Below are 15,112 nucleotides of genomic sequence, written 5' to 3'. Positions count from 1 at the left end.
GCATTTAGTCTGAGCGTTGTGATGTCATTTGATATGCCAAACGGGCATAGAGAGTCGAAATTAAGTCGCCTGCACCGTCTTTTCTAGGCTGCTTATTGTTATTTTGCTTGGGATTAATCGAGGCTAAATTGAAAAGAATTCTTATCATTTACTCTAGTGTTCACGGCCAGACCCAAAAGATTGCTAAAAAGCTCGCACAGCAGTTAATGGCTTTAGGTAATGAAGTGGTTACTGCCGATATCAAGGCCGCTCCAGTGCTCACTGAGTTCGACACAATCATTATAGGCGCCAGCATTCGCCATGGTAAACATAATCCAAGTTTGTACGAGTTTATTGAAAAGCATCAAGCCGTATTGACGGATAAGGTCAGTGGTTTTTTCTCTGTCAGTTTAGTGGCACGTAAACCCGAGAAAAACACCCCAGAGACCAATCCTTACATGCAGGCATTTTTAAGTAAAACCACTTGGCGGCCACAATTGCTGCGCGTTTTTGGGGGTAACTTGAATTACCAAGGCTATAACGCTTTAGATAGAAATATTATCCGTTTCATCATGTGGTTAACGAAAGGACCTACGGACCCTGTTACTAATGTTGAATATACGGATTGGCAGAAAGTGACTGAGTTTGGTGAGCAGATCCACAGCGCTTAAGCTTGATATCAAATTTCGGTGCTTCATTTAGCTCTATTCTATTCGCGCCCTGCAAGTTGTATGTATGCCTTAGTCACAAGGGCAAAGGAGCATTAAATATGATCAGTATGATGACTAAACTTCGCTCCTTGTGCCGAGTCATTATGGCGCAACTGCATGTGTGGATTGTCGTGTTGACTATTTTACTCGTGTGTTCCAGTCCGTGGATTTTTATGGGCCGACGGATACCCGATAACGCCAGTTTTTGGGATTATTTGCATGTATATTTAGGTTTAGCGTGCACTGTGCTTGGGATTCTTTTTTTACTCAGCAATACCTTGCGTGGCAAGTGGCACCAATACTTTGGCTGGTTGGCGGGCGATTGGGCACAGTTAAAGCAAGATATTGTTGGACTTGCTAAAGGCAAATTCCCCGTCGCTGGTGGTAAAGGGCTGTTTAGTGCCATAGAAGGTATTGGCATGCTGTTGCTGGTGGCTACAGGGGTTACTGGCCTAGTTTGGTTTGTTGTTCAAGGGACGCCAACAGCACTGGCATGGCGTGGTTATCATCAAGTCTTTGCGCAGGCTTTTATTGGTTTCTTGATCCTACATCTCGTCTTGGCTGCGAGCCATATTCTTGACTTTATTCGGCAATAAACTTCAGAACCCATATTGAGCGCTTATACCAATCACTTGGATTGAACACGCATAAAAATGGCCTCCTAATTTGGAGGCCATTTTTTATTTCAACAATTGTTTTGAATTAGCTAAGACGTTGCTGACGGGTCACACCAATTGCGGCGGCGAAGACTAGAAATAACCAGCCTAGACTGCCACCCGATGAGGTTTTAGCGGGGGCGGCATCTTTCTCAACAGCAAGGTAGTTAATTAACCCAATTAACTCATCTAAGGTTTTGATGCTGTTTAAATTTACCGCATATTTATCGTTCACGATAAAGGCGGGTACGCTGTCGATTTTGAATTCATTCTGCTGGGTGCGCCACAGGGAAAGCTTTTCATTAGTGCTTTTGCTATCGGCTAATTCATCGTATTTAGCAGCATCGACACCAAATTGGGCGAAGACTTTTTTGATGTCATCCCGGCTGTTAATTTGCGGCTCATGCTGATGGCCAGGTGCACTATGATCGTGGCCGTTTGCGCCCTCTGCGCCTTGGATTGCGGTAAACATGGCATGGGTTAAGGCGTCTTTGTTATCAACGCTTTGGATCACGGCTAATGAACGCATCACTTCGGTGCCAATGTCGCTATTCATAAAGTCGACATGCTTATTGTCGAAACTTATCTGTTTGTTGAGGTTCGCCTTGATATCAGGCAAATAGTTGGTTTCCATATTGAAGCAGTTATGGCAATAAAATGAGTAGAATTCAGTGAGTTTTGGTTCGCTGCTAGGCGCTTTGGTCGAGATTTGAGTGTAATGTGTGCCTTCAACAAAATTGGCGGCAAAGGTGCTCAATGGTGCAATCGCTAAGGTTACAGCCAAGGCTAATTGTTTAATCATAGTTTCCTCAAATTCGGTGGGATTGAATTTACAATGTCAGTCGTTGTTATCGTTGACATTCAACGGTCAACATAAGAGATAGAGTGAGCTTCAACCTAGGAGTTAAGCTAGCCAAAATGCCAGCGTTGACACATAGGTTCAGGTTAAATGGAAAGGCTTAATTATGACTGAATTGGCATGAAGCTAGTAGGCTAAATCTGTGATCTCAATGGAAGTTTTACCTTAGATTTGGCAGGACTGTAGACAGGATCGCATCGCTAAGTCGGTGCATGTTGATTAAAGCCCAGTTCTGCATCATCACTGACTAAATTCTTACGCAATATCCCTAAGCGACTGCCAAGCTTCGCACACCTCGCGAAAACGCGCCGCATCGCCATCGGGTCTGTCTGGATGCCATTTGAGCGCTAAACGACGCCATTGCTTGCGGATATCACGGGCGGTAGCACTCTCGTCTAATTCGAAAACTCGCAGCGCGTTACCTTTGTTCATCAGATTGATATTTAAGCCAATATAGCTCTTATAATTGCTCCAGAATGCCTCAAGTAATTCTCGTACTACGTTTTCGCTGGTGTCGTAGTTATTCCAATCGAGGTAATACTCACGCAGGGAAGTATCTTGCATTATCAGTAGGTTAACATTTGATGGTACTAAGCGGAAGATTTGAATTTCCATGGCTTTGACTTGTAGCCATTGCTTGGGCAGTAATATTTCCTGCAGTTCAAACAGGGCGTTCATCAGTAGGAAGTTACGTTTGAATAAATCGTTACCCGGATTTTCATCAAGTTGGTGGATCAGCCCTTGGGTTTGTAATTCAGTGGCTAAGTGATGGATTTTCCAACTTTGATTTGAGGCTTGTAAAACCGTAAGCAACGGCCAGATCAGTGGGTTATCGCCCTTAGTGTTTGCAACTCGAATCGATTGAGGTTCTTCAGTGAGTGAGGGTTTGGCAAATAACATACTGACTGTCCCATCCTAAATTGTGAGTGTTACCAATGCGCCGATAAAACCGCTGGGCTGCAACAAAGATGACTCGAAAGGCGACGATAAATGATCATTCACTAAGTTGAGCCGCAAACTATGCCACAGAGCCAAAGTGTAGGCAAAGATGAATTTTAGAGCAATACAGTGATGGTTTACTCCTACTTTAGATGGTTTCTCGGCGTAAATAAGCCGTTAACAGCAGTTAGGTTTTAGGGGAAGGCAGTTAAGAGAGGGCTAGTTTTAGACATGATGCCCTTGTTTATATCACATAAAATCAAGGGCATGCTTATTTTTACATAGAGTGAAGGACTAGATCTCGGTGAAGATCACTTCTTGATCTAAGCGAGACTTAGGCAATTTAGCGTTGAAATCATTTTCTGAGTGATAACCTAATGCAACAACCACGCAGGCACCTAGACCTTGTTCTCTTAAGCCTAGGACTTGATTCATTTTAGTGGCATCAAAACCTTCGATCGGACACGCATCAATATCTAATACACTTGCACCGAGCATTAAAGTGCCAAGCGCTAAGTAGACTTGTTTTTCCATCCAATGCTGGGCATCTTTCAGCTCAAATTTATGCATATTAGCGAAGAAAGAACGGCCATTATGTTGGCCTTGCTTGGCTTCTTCATTAGCAAAGCGGCCATCCTTCGCTTCTTGCTCGAGTACTTGCAGTAAGTGTGCTTCATCTAATTGAGCACGAGCACAGAGTACGAGTACATGGGAAGCATCGAGAATTTTTTGGGTATTAAACGCATAGTTTTCGGTCGCTTGGGCAACTAACGCTTTACCTTCCGCCGTACTCGCTAACACAAAATGCCAAGGCTGTGAGTTAGTCGATGATGGGCTGTACTGCAATAAGGTTTTGATTTCTGCTATTTTATCCGCAGGAATCGTCTTAGTTGGATCAAAGGCCTTAGTGGTGTAGCGCTTTTTGGCGAAGAAACTTAAATCACTCATGTAACGGCTCCAAATCATTAAGGAATACAAATTCAATGGCAGCATTTTAAGCAGGTTTAAGTAAAAAACAATGTGATCAAGGCAGGTATTAGTTTCAAAAAAAATTTGAAACTGGGTGCTTATGCGTACTAGACAAAGCTTATGTGTGATGGAGTCGATGGCATGAAGTTTCAGACAATCCCAATTATGCGGATCTTTGATGAAGATAAAGCCAAAGAGTTTTACCTTGGCTTTCTGGGGATGGAATTAGATTGGGAACATCGCTTTGAGGATGGCTACCCGATTTATATACAAGTTTCACTTGGCAATTTTGTTTTGCACTTGAGCGAACATTCAGGCGACTGTACTCCTGGCTGTAAGGTTTTTGTGAATGTGAGTGAACTTGATCAATTATTTGCTCATGTGACTTCTAAGCCATATAAATACAACAAACCTAGTATTGAAGATGCGCCTTGGGGCGATCGTTGCTTTACTGTAACAGATCCGTTTTCAAACAGGATTTTGTTTAATGAAGCAGCAGACACATAACAGAGTGAGGTATTCGAGGCCTGCGGCATTCACAAGTTTACGCGCATGGGCACTGCGTTATGCTTTCAGGAGAAAAAATGAGTTCAGTTGAATTGTGGAAATGCTTTGTTGACGAGTTTGCTCAGTTACATGATGGAGTATTTGAAAAATGGGTCTTGCAAGAAGGGAGCTATCCAAACAGGCAGGAAAATTCAGAAATAAATGAGTTCTTAACGTCACTAACTGTCCAGCAAAGAGAGATTCTCGTCAAGATGCTTATTAATGCTAGGCATGGTGGTATTCATGATGCCTTAGTACGACTTAATGACAGAATGGACTGTAAAAATGGTCAGTATTACGAAAACGGCATTGAGATGGAATTTCAGCCCTTTGGTTCCACCCTTTACTATGACTATGTTTGTCGCCGAGAAGGGGATAATTGGGAGCAAGAATAGGTATTATCGGAATATCTTGCTTCCAATGAACACCCTGCAAAGCTGAATTATTTCAGTTGCTTAACAAAGTCATCGTTGGTTGAAGGCAAACCAAAAGTGCATTATGTTGTTGATCTAAAATGGATGGCCAGATTTTTAGCCAGATTTTTTAAATACTAAGACGTTAGCTTCAAAACGAGGAAACTGAATGACATCTGCAAGTCAGGTTGCAAATGAATGTAGCGCTTGGATTGATCCAAAGTTAATCATTCCCGCAGTTTGCGTAATTCTAGCTTCCGTAATTGTTCCGATACTTTTACACCATCTTAAAGGGCGTAGAGAGCGTAACGACAAAATATTTGATATACGCAAAGTCGTTTATACGGAAGACTTTAAGAAGTACGAAGAAGCCGCTGCAAGTCTAGGGCAGGACTATGAACATTTTTCAAAAGTAACATTTAAAGATGCCTTTTATAAACTCCTTGAATCCGACAGTTCATCAGAATCTATTGTGGATTTTCAACAAGTTGTGGGTGAGTTCCCGCTGAAGGTTCAAGATTCGCACAGGAAAACAACCCAGGAGTTAACCTCGTTAAAGGTGCTTGGTTCTTCGAAGTTGCTCTCACTTACTAAAGAGTTTGAAGATCTTAATAATCAAATACTTACGCTAGTATCTGAGTGGTTAGGAGAGCTTAATCAGTCTATGGCTATGCCCGATTTTGAGGCCCCAATAGCTATTCGAATGAAAAAGTTAGGAGCGCAAGCGGAATCGCTGAAAGAAAGCATTATTCAACAAATGAGAATTGAGCTAGGTTTAAATAAAAGCTAACAAATTGCTCCAGTTGACGCAGTGGTCTACGCTCCTTTTGTGCATAGCTTGCGGCCATTGTTGCACAAATTCCACTACAAACGCTGCGCAACTGAGCACGGCGTTAAACCTATAGAAATTTTAATCCGAAACTTACGAGTTAGAGCAAAGGGCCTATTATGCTTTTGTCCCAAAGTATGTTGCGTATGTCCGGTGTCTTTTAAATCTACAGGTTATGCTAAAGCCAAAAAGGTGAGTCGTGGTGATTTGCGAGACGACCGTCCGCCCCATGGACGGGGCGGTCGAGCATCCACGGACGGACTTGCTGCGAGTCGACGAGCAAATGGCATGGCAAACCTATAAGTCGGGGCCTATGCATTAAGTTCCCAATAGCTTAAGTTATAAGTTACTCAATCGTACTATTTGTGCACATTTTCCAATGCACTTTTGTCCCAAAGTACGTTATGTATCTCTTTCAAATCTAAAGGTTACGCTAGTGCTAAAAAGGTAAGCTAGGGTGATTTGCAAGATGACCATCCGCCCCTGTCTCCAATGATGAATTTAACTGAATCCGCATTAGCTAGCGCAATACTTTGCTTAAAAATGCTTGGGTACGGGCTTCTTTTGGGTGGCTAAATAGTTCATCGGGTGGGCTTGATTCGACTACATAACCGCCGTCCATAAAGATCACTCGATCGGATACATCGCGCGCAAAGCCCATTTCGTGGGTGACAATGACCATGGTCATGCCCTTTAGCGCTAAATCTTTCATCACGTCTAATACATCCCCGACCATTTCAGGATCGAGTGCCGATGTTGGCTCATCGAACAGCATCAAGTCTGGTTCCATCGCTAATGCGCGGGCAATGGCGACCCTTTGCTTTTGGCCGCCCGATAAACTGGCGGGGTAGGCATTGGCTTTGTCACTTAAACCAACCTGTGCCAGTAGGTCGAGGGCTTTAGTTTCGGCCTGAGCTGGCGTCATCAGTTTTAGACTAATAGGCGCTAAGGTGATGTTTTGGATGACGGTTTTATGGGGGAACAAGTTAAAGTTTTGGAACACCATGCCCACTTTTTGCCGCAGTTTATCTACGCAGGCGTTTGGCGCTGTGATCAATTGACCTTCAATCTCAATATCGCCTTGGCTTGGCTGCTCTAACAGATTGATACAGCGCAAAAAGGTACTCTTGCCACTGCCGCTTGGGCCGATCACACTCACCACTTCGCCCTGACGAATATGCTCGCTAATGCCCTTGAGCACTTGGTTATCGCCAAAGTTTTTATGCAGGTTGGTTATTTTAATCACTTTGTTTCAACCTCTTTTCAAATTTCGACAGCACAAACGTGAAGCTGTAGGTCAGGAATAGGTAGATGAGGGCGCAGGTAAATAAGGGCACACTGTCCTCGAAGGTACGGCTACGGATGATTTCACCGGCGCGCATAAGGTCAACACCACCGATAAAGCCAATGACGGCGGTTTCCTTGAGGAGCACGATAAATTCATTACCAAGTGCGGGCAGAATATTCTTAATCGCTTGGGGCAGAATAATCGATTTCATGGTCATTGCTTGGGACAAGCCAAGTGAACGGGCCGCTTCGGTTTGACCTTTATCAACGGCTTGAATCCCTGCGCGGATTATCTCAGAAATATACGCGCCGCTATTGAGACCAAAAGCGATAATGGCGGCGGTGATTTTATCGACATCTAAGGCTGAAAGCACGATGAAGTAAAGGATCACTAATTGCACAACTACTGGGGTGCCACGGATCACACCGACATAAAGATTGGCGGGGAAGCGGATATACCACTTAGACGACATCTTCATAAAGGTAGTGCCAATGCCTAACACTGCGCCTAATAACATGGCGAAGAAAGTGACGATTAACGTCACTTTCAAACCATTTAATATCAGCAGTATGCCTATCATGCCATCTTCGCCAATCGGGCTAAACAGCGAGGTATTAATTGCGTCTATCATGCTGATATCACTTTATATGGGCAGAAACGAGCGTCTGATATTGGCCGTCAGCTTTCATATTAGCCAGTGTTTTATTGATGCTCGCCAGCAGTTCAGGCTGCTCTTTCGACACGGCGAAACCATAAAACTCAGCAGGAAAATCCAGTTTAATCATCTTTAATTCAGGATTTTTAGCCAGATAGTTAGCGGCAGGTTCGCTGTCGAATAACACTAAATCTACCTTTGAATTTTTAAGCTCCATAATGGCTTCGAAACCCGTATTAAAGGCGGTGATATTTTGGGTATATTTTTTCGACATGATGTCAGCGGTTGTGCCTAACTGCACCGCAAAGTGTTTGCCTTTAATATCTTCAAGCGTATGAATACTATTGTTATCTTTATTAACCAGTACCACTTGGGTCGCTTCGTAGTAAGGCTCAGAGAAGTTTACGTTGGCCTGACGTTCAGCGGTAATCGTCATACCTGAGGCGATAAAATCAATCTTGCCTGAATTAAGCGCGACGATCAGTGAATCGAACTTCATGTTTTCGACTTTGAGCGTCTTGCCCGCATCTTTAGCGATTTGCTTGGCCAGATCGATATCAAAGCCTTTGATTTCATCGCCACTTTGGCCGCCAACATATTCAAAAGGAGGGAAGGCGGCATTAGTGCCAACGACTAACACGTCATCGCTTTTTCCGCATCCAGCTAACAACAAGGTGGCAGTTAAGGTCAGGCCGCCTAATAACATGGATTTTTTCATTTAAGACTCTCTTGTTCGATTTCACTATCAGTGTGGCGACTATAGGCAGATGAGCATTAAGTGTCAATAATTATGCTGTTAATTTGATTAAAAATTCATTTCTATTTTGCGGTTTTCAGTCGCAAGATTGAGGCCCGCTGCTTTCCTGTACAAATTTGTGTGTAAGTTGTTTTCTCTGGGTTGAATTATTGTGTTTTGGTCTATAACTATTGTTACTGTTAGGTTTTTGGCTATCTATACTTCTGTGGTGTTTATTAGCGGCAGCTCAATGAGAGTGTCATAATTTGAACTATCGCCTATTATTCTTTGATTAAATTGGCTAGTTTAGCCGCTCTTTAACGGCAACCTTAGTTGGTGTTATTCCTATTTTATGCAGTTTAATCCTCTGGCTGATTTGATTATCAAGCTAGAAACGATGTTTCAGGAGTTAAAAGTGAACTATCTCAACTCAGCATTAGTGTGCTTAGCCCTGTGCTTATCGAGTGCACTGCAGGCCGAAGAGCAAACTCAGTGGCATTACAGCTTAGGCAGCCATAATTTTGTGGTCGAGGATTCTCACACCTTAGGGGTGAATGCGAGTCTATTGTTAGAACATAAAACCCAAAGCGATATTTTGCTGACGGCGGCGCTGGATGCCTATATAGACGTAGATGTCGATAAACTCGACCCTGACCACATCCCTGTGTGGTTTAAGTCTGCCTATGCCGCGAGCGGTGAACTTTATCGTGTTAATCCCGCGTTTTCATTTGGTTGGCAGTTCGATTTACAGGGAAAGCGTAATACCGTTAGCTCGGTTGAGAAACAAGCTAAGGTATTTCCTGGGCTGACAGCTAACTTTGACGGACAAGCATTACAGGCCCAGTTCAAGGCAGGTGCGGGTTATTACTATCTCGAAATCGATGACGATGTGCCTAGAACTCGAGGTTACGATCGTGGCGATTTTGGGAATGGTACGTTTGCTTATACCTTTATGGGAAGTGTAGGGGCTAATGTGACGCCTAAGCTACATATGCAAGTGGCCTCACAAACCTGGCAAGACGAAGACCAATGGTTAGAGAATCAATATCGCTTTGAGCTGAGTTACCAAACCGATTTTTGGCGGCCCAATAGCGTGTTAATGCTGAGCGCTGAGCACACGCAGTACAATTTAGACCACTATGCCAAAGTCGATGTTAACTCGGCTGAGTATTTGCCTATTCTGCCATGGGATAGCGATACGCTAGTGCGTTTAAGCTTAGTTGTTCCTTGGTAAGAATAGGGTTATTTATGGGTTAAGTGCTTCTCGACTAAGGCGATCATTGCTTGAGCCGCGAAGGATAAGACTTGGTCTTTGCGCCAAAAGAGGGATAACTCCCAGCGCAGCTCGTCACTCGCCAGCGGGATATTTACGACGCCGGGTACACTGTAGCGCCGCGCGATGGAGCGCGGCAATACCATAACCCCTGTGCCCGCGGCGACTAAGGCAATACCGAAATCGGCTTGGCTAACGCGGGTAATGTTTTTAGGGACAAATCCGGCGTGTCGGCAGGCATTGAGCACTAATTGATAGAGAGTGTATTCGGTTTCGAACATCACCTGAGGGTCGGCACTGAGATCGCTAAACGATAATATCTGTCGGGTGGATAACGGATTTTCCTTAGGCAGCACTACTACCATAGGATCGTTAAACACGCGTATGCCGTCATAGCCCTCATCAAAATCAATAATCCCAGTGGCCAGTTCAATTTCGCCCTTTTGGATTGCCGCGGTTTGCTCTACACCGCCACGGACGAGTAAGTGCATCTCTATCTGCGGATATTGCTGGCGATATTTGGCAATAATCGGGGCAAAAATTTCGGCACTCCCTAGAGGAGCCAATCCGAGATTGAGTTCGCCCGCGGTTAAACTGCGTTGGGCCGTGAGTTCAGCGAGCATGCGTTGTCGGCCAGCGAGTAACTCTTTGCCATGTCGATAAACAACTTCGCCCGCGGGCGTGAGTTTGACTTGGGTGCCGCGTTTACCGCGTTCGAGTAAGATGAGGTCTAGCTCCTCTTCCAATTGGCGTACGGCCTTTGATAGTGCAGGTTGGGTGAGATGGACTTTTTCGCTGGCTTTACCGAAGCCTCCAGCATCGACGATTTCGATAAAATAGCGGATAACTTTGAGGTCCATTAAGGTTCACCTTTAAATGTATTCTTAAAATTCATGCATTACATTCTTAATATTCATTTTTTTTATCAAATAGGCAAGCCTAGAATAGCCCTATAGAAAACTTTGTTCTAACCGAGAAAATCATGTCATTCCCACAAGCCGCAATACGTCAGTGTCGACATTGGGCTTTGTTATTAAGCCAAATCTGCCTCTTCTGTTTACTGTCCTTCGCATGTCACTGGTTCGCCACTTGGGCACATTCTCCTATTCCAGGGAGTGTGATTGGCTTAGGCATACTCTTATTTTTATTAGGTTTTAAACTCATTCCTGAAAATGCCGTACAACTGGGCGCTGCATGGTTGATTGGTGAGTTATTGCTGTTTTTCATCCCGCCAGTGATATCTGTTATTAAGTACGAAGGTTTGTTTGAGCAATACGGCACCAATATTTTATTCACTTTAGTGATGGGCAGTGTGTGTGTGATGTTTGGTACAGGCTTTGTGGTCGATAGAGTGTTTCGTTTTGAGCGCCAACTGAACATCAAAAAGCAAGCCCGTCGCCATGCTAAGGCGGCTTAATGATGACTGACTCAAAAGTGGTGGATTTTGTGTTGTCGCAGACGGGATTAGCCTTATTCAGCTTATTGCTGACCATATTCTGTTACTTCGGCGCCAAGCTTCTCTATAAGTACCATAGAGTCTGGTGGTTAGCGCCCATAGTATTAGCGCCAATAGTGATTACCTTATTGGTGTTTAATCTTAAGATCCCGCTGCCAACCTATTTTGAGTACACCCATTGGTTGATGGCCATGTTAGCGCCCGCGACTATCGCCTTTGCTTTGCCGATTTATCGTGAGCGTAACTTGATCCGCCAGTATCCGCTGACGATAGGGTTAGGTGTAACGGCCGGATTGTTTCTGGGGATGATGTCTTCTTGGCTGTTGGTGAAGTTTGTGCCTTTACCGTTGGAATTGTCTAAGAGTTTGCTGGTGCGTTCGGTGTCGACTCCCTTTGCGATGGAAGCGACCAGTGCCTTTGGCGGCGTGCCTGAGTTGACGGCCATGATGGTGTTAATTACAGGCGTCATTGGCATCTTGGTGTGCGATCCCTTATTTAAATTTATGCGTATTCGTACTTCGTTAGGTAAAGGTGTTGCTCTAGGGGCATCTGCCCATGGTGCGGGCGCCGCAAAAGCCAATGAAATCGGCAAGCAAGAGGGCGTTATCGCCAGTTTGACTATGATTTTTATTGGTATCGCTATGGTGTTAGGCGCACCCGTTTTTGCATTGATTTTTATCTAGGCTTTGAATGCTATCGTGTGAGTTTTATGGCTTGAATTTACACCCCTCAATTTCGGCAAATTTGCCTCTTCGAGCGCTAACTCCTTCTCGGTTATGCGCTTTTTTTTTGAGCTTACCTTCATAAAATGTGGCATGCTGTACCAAGTTGAAATACATAGTATTAATGGTGATACCTATGTTTAGTAAGTCAGACAAACAACCAAACACGCAATACAGCGTGAGTTTACGCCAGATTATTGAAAGTGATCTTGAAGCTATTTTTGTGCATCAAAGCGATCCCATTGCTAACCAGCTTGCTCAATTTCCTCCTCGGGATCGAGAAGCATTTTTTAAACATTGGCATCAAAATATTCTGGGACAAGTAAATGTATTGCCAAGGGCGATAGTGGTCGATGGCAAGTTTGTGGGCAATATTGGGCATTGGCAAAGTGATGGACAAGCGCTTATAGGGTATTGGATTGACCGTGAATATTGGGGCAAAGGGATCGCGACACTGACCTTAGCGCAATTTTTGCCTTTAGTCAGTTTAAGACCCCTCTTTGCCCATGTGGCTAAACATAATTTAGCTTCACAGCGAGTACTGCTCAAACACGGTTTTGTGCTGACAGACCAACTGATACAAGAGAGCGAAGATACTGAAGCCTTACTCGAATTTGTCTTACGCTAGCGGATAAGATGCTATAACGCGACATTTTAGGGCGTATGTTAACGCTTTCATTCGGCTAAAATGACGTATTTAGATGCTTGAAACCACTGTTGTACAGGGACTTTTGTTAAAAGTGCAAAAAGTCGCCCATTATTTTCATTTCAAATTATTCTACTGAAAAAAGCCTCTTCCTAAGATTTTATCTCTACTGTAATTGAAAAGCCTAGATCTAGGTGCTTTATTGCTCTGGATTGGTGACAGGTTAAGCTGGTTTTACATAAAAAAATTGAGAAGAAAGTGCTGATCTTACTGATAAAAGTCTAATTGCATTCTATTTCTTTCACTGTAGAACTCCTATACTTAGCCAAAACCTGTGCCATAGCACAATCGATCCCTTATCTATTCAGTGAAATCTATATGAAGATCCGTTTTCTGCTCAGTAGTTTTATTCTTGCGTGCAGCAGTCTCACCGTTGCCACGACAGCGCATTCAGCCGATTCGGCCTCTGTCGCATATAAAAGCACCAAAACTCAATCGACAGCAAAAACGAAGCAAGCACCATTAAAGCAAGAAATTGCAGGACGTAGTGCGATAGTCGTGGACTTAAAAACCAATGAAGTGCTTTATTCCAATAATCCTAATGCAGTAATGTCAATTGCATCTGTCACTAAGTTGATGACAGCTATGGTGGTGCTGGATGCAAAGTTACCTATGGAGCAAAAGCTTGCGGTAAACATCCGTGATACCAAAGAAATGAAAGGTGTTTATTCTCGAGTTCGTATCGGCAGTGAAATCAGCCGTAAAGAAATGTTATTGCTGACCTTAATGTCATCAGAAAACCGTGCAGCTGCAAGTCTTGCACATCATTATCCCGGTGGTCATAAAGCTTTTATTAAGGCGATGAATGCCAAAGCAAAAGCGCTGGGAATGAAAAATACCCGCTATGTTGAACCTACAGGTTTATCCTATAAAAACGTTTCGAGTGCCAGTGATCTGATTGTATTACTTAAGGCCAGTGAAAAGTATCCTATGCTAGGCCAGCTGAGTTCGACCGAGAAGAAGACGGTTACCTTTGCCAACCCAAGATACAGTCTGGATTTTCGTAATACCAATCGTTTGGTTTATAAAGATAACTGGGATATTCATCTAACCAAAACAGGCTTTACGAATGCAGCAGGGCACTGCCTTGTGATGCGTACTGAAATGGCAAAACGCCAAGTGGCATTTGTCGTGCTCGATGCTTACGGCAAATATACTCATATTGCGGATGCTAACCGTTTACGTAACTGGCTAGAGACTGGCAAAGTCACTCCTATTCCTGCTGAAGCTAAGCAATACAAGAAACAACGTAGCCAGCAGCAATTAGCTAAGTTGAGTGAGACCTAGTTTCTCGGTTGCAGCTTTATAAAAGTACAAACATAAAGGCCAGATGAGCAATCAATCTGGCCTTTATGTTTTAACGCTTTGAGTTTCTACTCAATTTTGATAAATTTATTATGGATTTGAGCGTACCATAGTCGTTATTTTATGTTCTCAAGGATGACATTCGTGTGGATGTATTTTTAAAAAAAATTCAACTTATCTATTTTCCCTTCTTATTTCTCAGCCTGTTATTTGTTTCTGGTTACAGTTTTGTCCATTGGCTGTTGTTGGTTAACCTTGAGTTTTTTAGCCTAGATGAAGATATCGTTAATTTGTGGCTGCCGCAGATACTGTCTTGGCTATTGTCGATCATTTATATCCGACCTAGGCTAAAACGACTCAAGTTTGTTAAAGATAATTCGCGCTTTTTCTATTTATTGATCGCGGTGCAATTAATGGCTGTTCCTTGTATCGTTGCGCAGGAATATCTCAAGACTACCATGGGCAAGTTAACGCAATTAGCTTCGATACAAGAATTATATCTCCATGAAAATACTCAGTATTATCAGTTGCAGCAATCTTATGTTGATAAGACGCAAATTGGTTTGCAGCGAAGCCTAGAGGTTACAGGTAAACATAGTAGTCACTTAAATATGGCGCTGTATATCGCTATGCCGATTTTTGCAGAGCGTGCAGACAGTTGGCATGCTAATGCCCTCGCTTGGTATGGTAAAGTTTATCAGCAGGAGATCAGTAATCGACTTGAACCCAATGAGAAAGAAGCGCAATTCAAAGCGTTTTTGGCTAAATCCCTAAATGAGTTCAATGAGTTGGATCCCCAGAGTTTTGTTTACCTTGAACGATTAGCCCCATCCTCACTTCGTTCAGAGTTGCTCAGCGCCGCACAAAAAAGTCCGCTTTATCAAGCTGAACATCAAACGATTTTTATGCCCAAATTTGAACCATTTGAGGCTCGTAATGGCCATAAGTTAGTGTGGATTTTTATCTGGTTTGTTGTTGGCGCTTTAGTCTGGTTTGTACTCTTACTGCGGGTCAATCTGGATGAGAAAAGCGTAAAGCCGAGACGCAAATAAATCACGCTCGGCCTTGGAT

The 15,112-nt window shown here is 43.4% G+C and carries 18 protein-coding genes; 11 read left to right on the top strand and 7 right to left on the bottom strand.

Annotated features, from left to right (window positions below; all coding sequences use genetic code 11):
* Positions 1 to 128: 128 nt before the first annotated feature.
* Together hemG and KO537_RS02755 are read left to right on the top strand one after the other, a co-directional pair.
* Complete coding sequence (gene hemG / locus KO537_RS02760) at positions 129 to 650, top strand: menaquinone-dependent protoporphyrinogen IX dehydrogenase (RefSeq protein ID WP_219233802.1); 522 nt, start codon at positions 129 to 131, stop codon at positions 648 to 650.
* Between the two features lie 107 nt (positions 651 to 757).
* Positions 758 to 1,285, top strand: a complete 528-nt coding sequence (locus KO537_RS02755) for a cytochrome b/b6 domain-containing protein (RefSeq protein WP_219233903.1) — start codon at positions 758 to 760, stop codon at positions 1,283 to 1,285.
* A gap of 106 nt (positions 1,286 to 1,391) precedes the next feature.
* Here KO537_RS02755 and KO537_RS02750 read toward each other — a convergent pair whose 3' ends face one another.
* The 3 genes from KO537_RS02750 to nfsB form a co-directional block, all read right to left on the bottom strand.
* Positions 1,392 to 2,147 carry a DsbA family protein gene (locus KO537_RS02750; protein WP_105251591.1) on the bottom strand — a complete coding sequence of 252 codons (756 nt, stop codon included), beginning with the start codon at positions 2,145 to 2,147 and terminating at the stop codon, positions 1,392 to 1,394.
* A 312-nt stretch (positions 2,148 to 2,459) separates the two neighbouring features.
* A complete protein-coding gene (locus KO537_RS02745; RefSeq protein ID WP_006082872.1) occupies positions 2,460 to 3,104 on the bottom strand; it encodes a DNA-J related domain-containing protein in 645 nt (214 codons plus the stop codon).
* A gap of 333 nt (positions 3,105 to 3,437) precedes the next feature.
* Positions 3,438 to 4,091 (bottom strand): oxygen-insensitive NAD(P)H nitroreductase, encoded by a 654-nt coding sequence (gene nfsB / locus KO537_RS02740; RefSeq protein ID WP_219233801.1) that lies wholly within the window; start codon positions 4,089 to 4,091, stop codon positions 3,438 to 3,440.
* A gap of 162 nt (positions 4,092 to 4,253) precedes the next feature.
* On the opposite strand from nfsB, the gene KO537_RS02735 reads away from it, so the two are divergent.
* From KO537_RS02735 to KO537_RS02725, 3 genes are all read left to right on the top strand, one after another.
* Entirely contained in the window at positions 4,254 to 4,619 is a 366-nt protein-coding gene (locus KO537_RS02735; protein WP_105251592.1) for a glyoxalase superfamily protein, read from the top strand.
* 77 nt (positions 4,620 to 4,696) lie between these two features.
* Complete coding sequence (locus KO537_RS02730; RefSeq protein WP_251071005.1) at positions 4,697 to 5,053, top strand: DUF6547 family protein; 357 nt, start codon at positions 4,697 to 4,699, stop codon at positions 5,051 to 5,053.
* 187 nt (positions 5,054 to 5,240) lie between these two features.
* On the top strand, positions 5,241 to 5,861 hold the full coding sequence (locus KO537_RS02725) for a hypothetical protein (protein WP_219233799.1): 621 nt from the start codon (positions 5,241 to 5,243) through the stop codon (positions 5,859 to 5,861).
* A gap of 559 nt (positions 5,862 to 6,420) precedes the next feature.
* On the opposite strand, the gene KO537_RS02720 is transcribed toward KO537_RS02725, so the two are convergent.
* From KO537_RS02720 to KO537_RS02710, 3 genes are read right to left on the bottom strand one after another with little or no spacing between them, the layout of a single operon-like run.
* A complete protein-coding gene (locus KO537_RS02720) occupies positions 6,421 to 7,146 on the bottom strand; it encodes an amino acid ABC transporter ATP-binding protein (RefSeq protein ID WP_028761645.1) in 726 nt (241 codons plus the stop codon).
* Positions 7,139 to 7,819: an amino acid ABC transporter permease gene (locus tag KO537_RS02715; protein ID WP_006085903.1), complete on the bottom strand. Its 681-nt coding sequence runs from the start codon at positions 7,817 to 7,819 to the stop codon at positions 7,139 to 7,141. Before KO537_RS02715 ends, KO537_RS02720 begins: the two co-directional genes overlap by 8 nt.
* Before the next feature lie 7 nt (positions 7,820 to 7,826).
* The gene (locus KO537_RS02710) at positions 7,827 to 8,561 is read right to left on the bottom strand and encodes a basic amino acid ABC transporter substrate-binding protein (protein ID WP_071940133.1); all 735 of its coding nucleotides are present in this window, start codon (positions 8,559 to 8,561) and stop codon (positions 7,827 to 7,829) included.
* 370 nt (positions 8,562 to 8,931) lie between these two features.
* Between KO537_RS02710 and KO537_RS02705 the strand changes: the two genes are divergently transcribed.
* The gene (locus tag KO537_RS02705) at positions 8,932 to 9,813 is read left to right on the top strand and encodes a hypothetical protein (protein WP_173243002.1); all 882 of its coding nucleotides are present in this window, start codon (positions 8,932 to 8,934) and stop codon (positions 9,811 to 9,813) included.
* 8 nt (positions 9,814 to 9,821) lie between these two features.
* On the opposite strand, the gene KO537_RS02700 is transcribed toward KO537_RS02705, so the two are convergent.
* Positions 9,822 to 10,712, bottom strand: coding sequence for a LysR family transcriptional regulator (locus KO537_RS02700; protein ID WP_028761648.1), 891 nt, complete (start codon positions 10,710 to 10,712; stop codon positions 9,822 to 9,824).
* A 122-nt stretch (positions 10,713 to 10,834) separates the two neighbouring features.
* Here KO537_RS02700 and KO537_RS02695 point away from each other — a divergent pair, with 122 nt between their 5' ends.
* The 5 genes from KO537_RS02695 (at position 10,835) to KO537_RS02675 (ending at position 15,093) form a co-directional block, all read left to right on the top strand.
* Positions 10,835 to 11,269 (top strand): CidA/LrgA family protein, encoded by a 435-nt coding sequence (locus tag KO537_RS02695; RefSeq protein WP_219233798.1) that lies wholly within the window; start codon positions 10,835 to 10,837, stop codon positions 11,267 to 11,269.
* 2 nt (positions 11,270 to 11,271) lie between these two features.
* Complete coding sequence (locus tag KO537_RS02690) at positions 11,272 to 11,991, top strand: LrgB family protein (protein WP_219233902.1); 720 nt, start codon at positions 11,272 to 11,274, stop codon at positions 11,989 to 11,991.
* Between the two features lie 175 nt (positions 11,992 to 12,166).
* Complete coding sequence (locus KO537_RS02685; protein WP_219233797.1) at positions 12,167 to 12,658, top strand: GNAT family N-acetyltransferase; 492 nt, start codon at positions 12,167 to 12,169, stop codon at positions 12,656 to 12,658.
* A gap of 396 nt (positions 12,659 to 13,054) precedes the next feature.
* Complete coding sequence (pbpG, locus tag KO537_RS02680) at positions 13,055 to 14,023, top strand: D-alanyl-D-alanine endopeptidase (RefSeq protein ID WP_105251600.1); 969 nt, start codon at positions 13,055 to 13,057, stop codon at positions 14,021 to 14,023.
* A 164-nt stretch (positions 14,024 to 14,187) separates the two neighbouring features.
* Positions 14,188 to 15,093 carry a hypothetical protein gene (locus tag KO537_RS02675; RefSeq protein WP_251071004.1) on the top strand — a complete coding sequence of 302 codons (906 nt, stop codon included), beginning with the start codon at positions 14,188 to 14,190 and terminating at the stop codon, positions 15,091 to 15,093.
* Positions 15,094 to 15,112 lie beyond the last annotated feature (19 nt).

The sequence above is a fragment of the Shewanella sp. NKUCC01_JLK genome (assembly GCF_019345615.1).
In the GTDB taxonomy this organism is placed as follows: domain Bacteria; phylum Pseudomonadota; class Gammaproteobacteria; order Enterobacterales; family Shewanellaceae; genus Shewanella; species Shewanella oncorhynchi.
Note: the sequence above shows the minus strand (reverse complement) of the source record. Positions and strands in the feature narration are given on the sequence as shown.

Excerpts from the sequence above, each read along its gene's own strand:
- KO537_RS02755 (WP_219233903.1), top strand. The coding sequence starts at position 758 with ATGATGACTAAACTTCGCTCCTTGTGCCGAGTCATTATGGCGCAACTG.
- KO537_RS02750 (WP_105251591.1), bottom strand. The coding sequence starts at position 2,147 with ATGATTAAACAATTAGCCTTGGCTGTAACCTTAGCGATTGCACCATTG.
- KO537_RS02745 (WP_006082872.1), bottom strand. The coding sequence starts at position 3,104 with ATGTTATTTGCCAAACCCTCACTCACTGAAGAACCTCAATCGATTCGA.
- nfsB (WP_219233801.1), bottom strand. The coding sequence starts at position 4,091 with ATGAGTGATTTAAGTTTCTTCGCCAAAAAGCGCTACACCACTAAGGCC.
- KO537_RS02735 (WP_105251592.1), top strand. The coding sequence starts at position 4,254 with ATGAAGTTTCAGACAATCCCAATTATGCGGATCTTTGATGAAGATAAA.
- KO537_RS02730 (WP_251071005.1), top strand. The coding sequence starts at position 4,697 with ATGAGTTCAGTTGAATTGTGGAAATGCTTTGTTGACGAGTTTGCTCAG.
- KO537_RS02725 (WP_219233799.1), top strand. The coding sequence starts at position 5,241 with ATGACATCTGCAAGTCAGGTTGCAAATGAATGTAGCGCTTGGATTGAT.
- KO537_RS02715 (WP_006085903.1), bottom strand. The coding sequence starts at position 7,819 with ATGATAGACGCAATTAATACCTCGCTGTTTAGCCCGATTGGCGAAGAT.
- KO537_RS02710 (WP_071940133.1), bottom strand. The coding sequence starts at position 8,561 with ATGAAAAAATCCATGTTATTAGGCGGCCTGACCTTAACTGCCACCTTG.
- KO537_RS02705 (WP_173243002.1), top strand. The coding sequence starts at position 8,932 with ATGCAGTTTAATCCTCTGGCTGATTTGATTATCAAGCTAGAAACGATG.
- KO537_RS02700 (WP_028761648.1), bottom strand. The coding sequence starts at position 10,712 with ATGGACCTCAAAGTTATCCGCTATTTTATCGAAATCGTCGATGCTGGA.
- KO537_RS02695 (WP_219233798.1), top strand. The coding sequence starts at position 10,835 with ATGTCATTCCCACAAGCCGCAATACGTCAGTGTCGACATTGGGCTTTG.
- KO537_RS02690 (WP_219233902.1), top strand. The coding sequence starts at position 11,272 with ATGACTGACTCAAAAGTGGTGGATTTTGTGTTGTCGCAGACGGGATTA.
- KO537_RS02685 (WP_219233797.1), top strand. The coding sequence starts at position 12,167 with ATGTTTAGTAAGTCAGACAAACAACCAAACACGCAATACAGCGTGAGT.
- pbpG (WP_105251600.1), top strand. The coding sequence starts at position 13,055 with ATGAAGATCCGTTTTCTGCTCAGTAGTTTTATTCTTGCGTGCAGCAGT.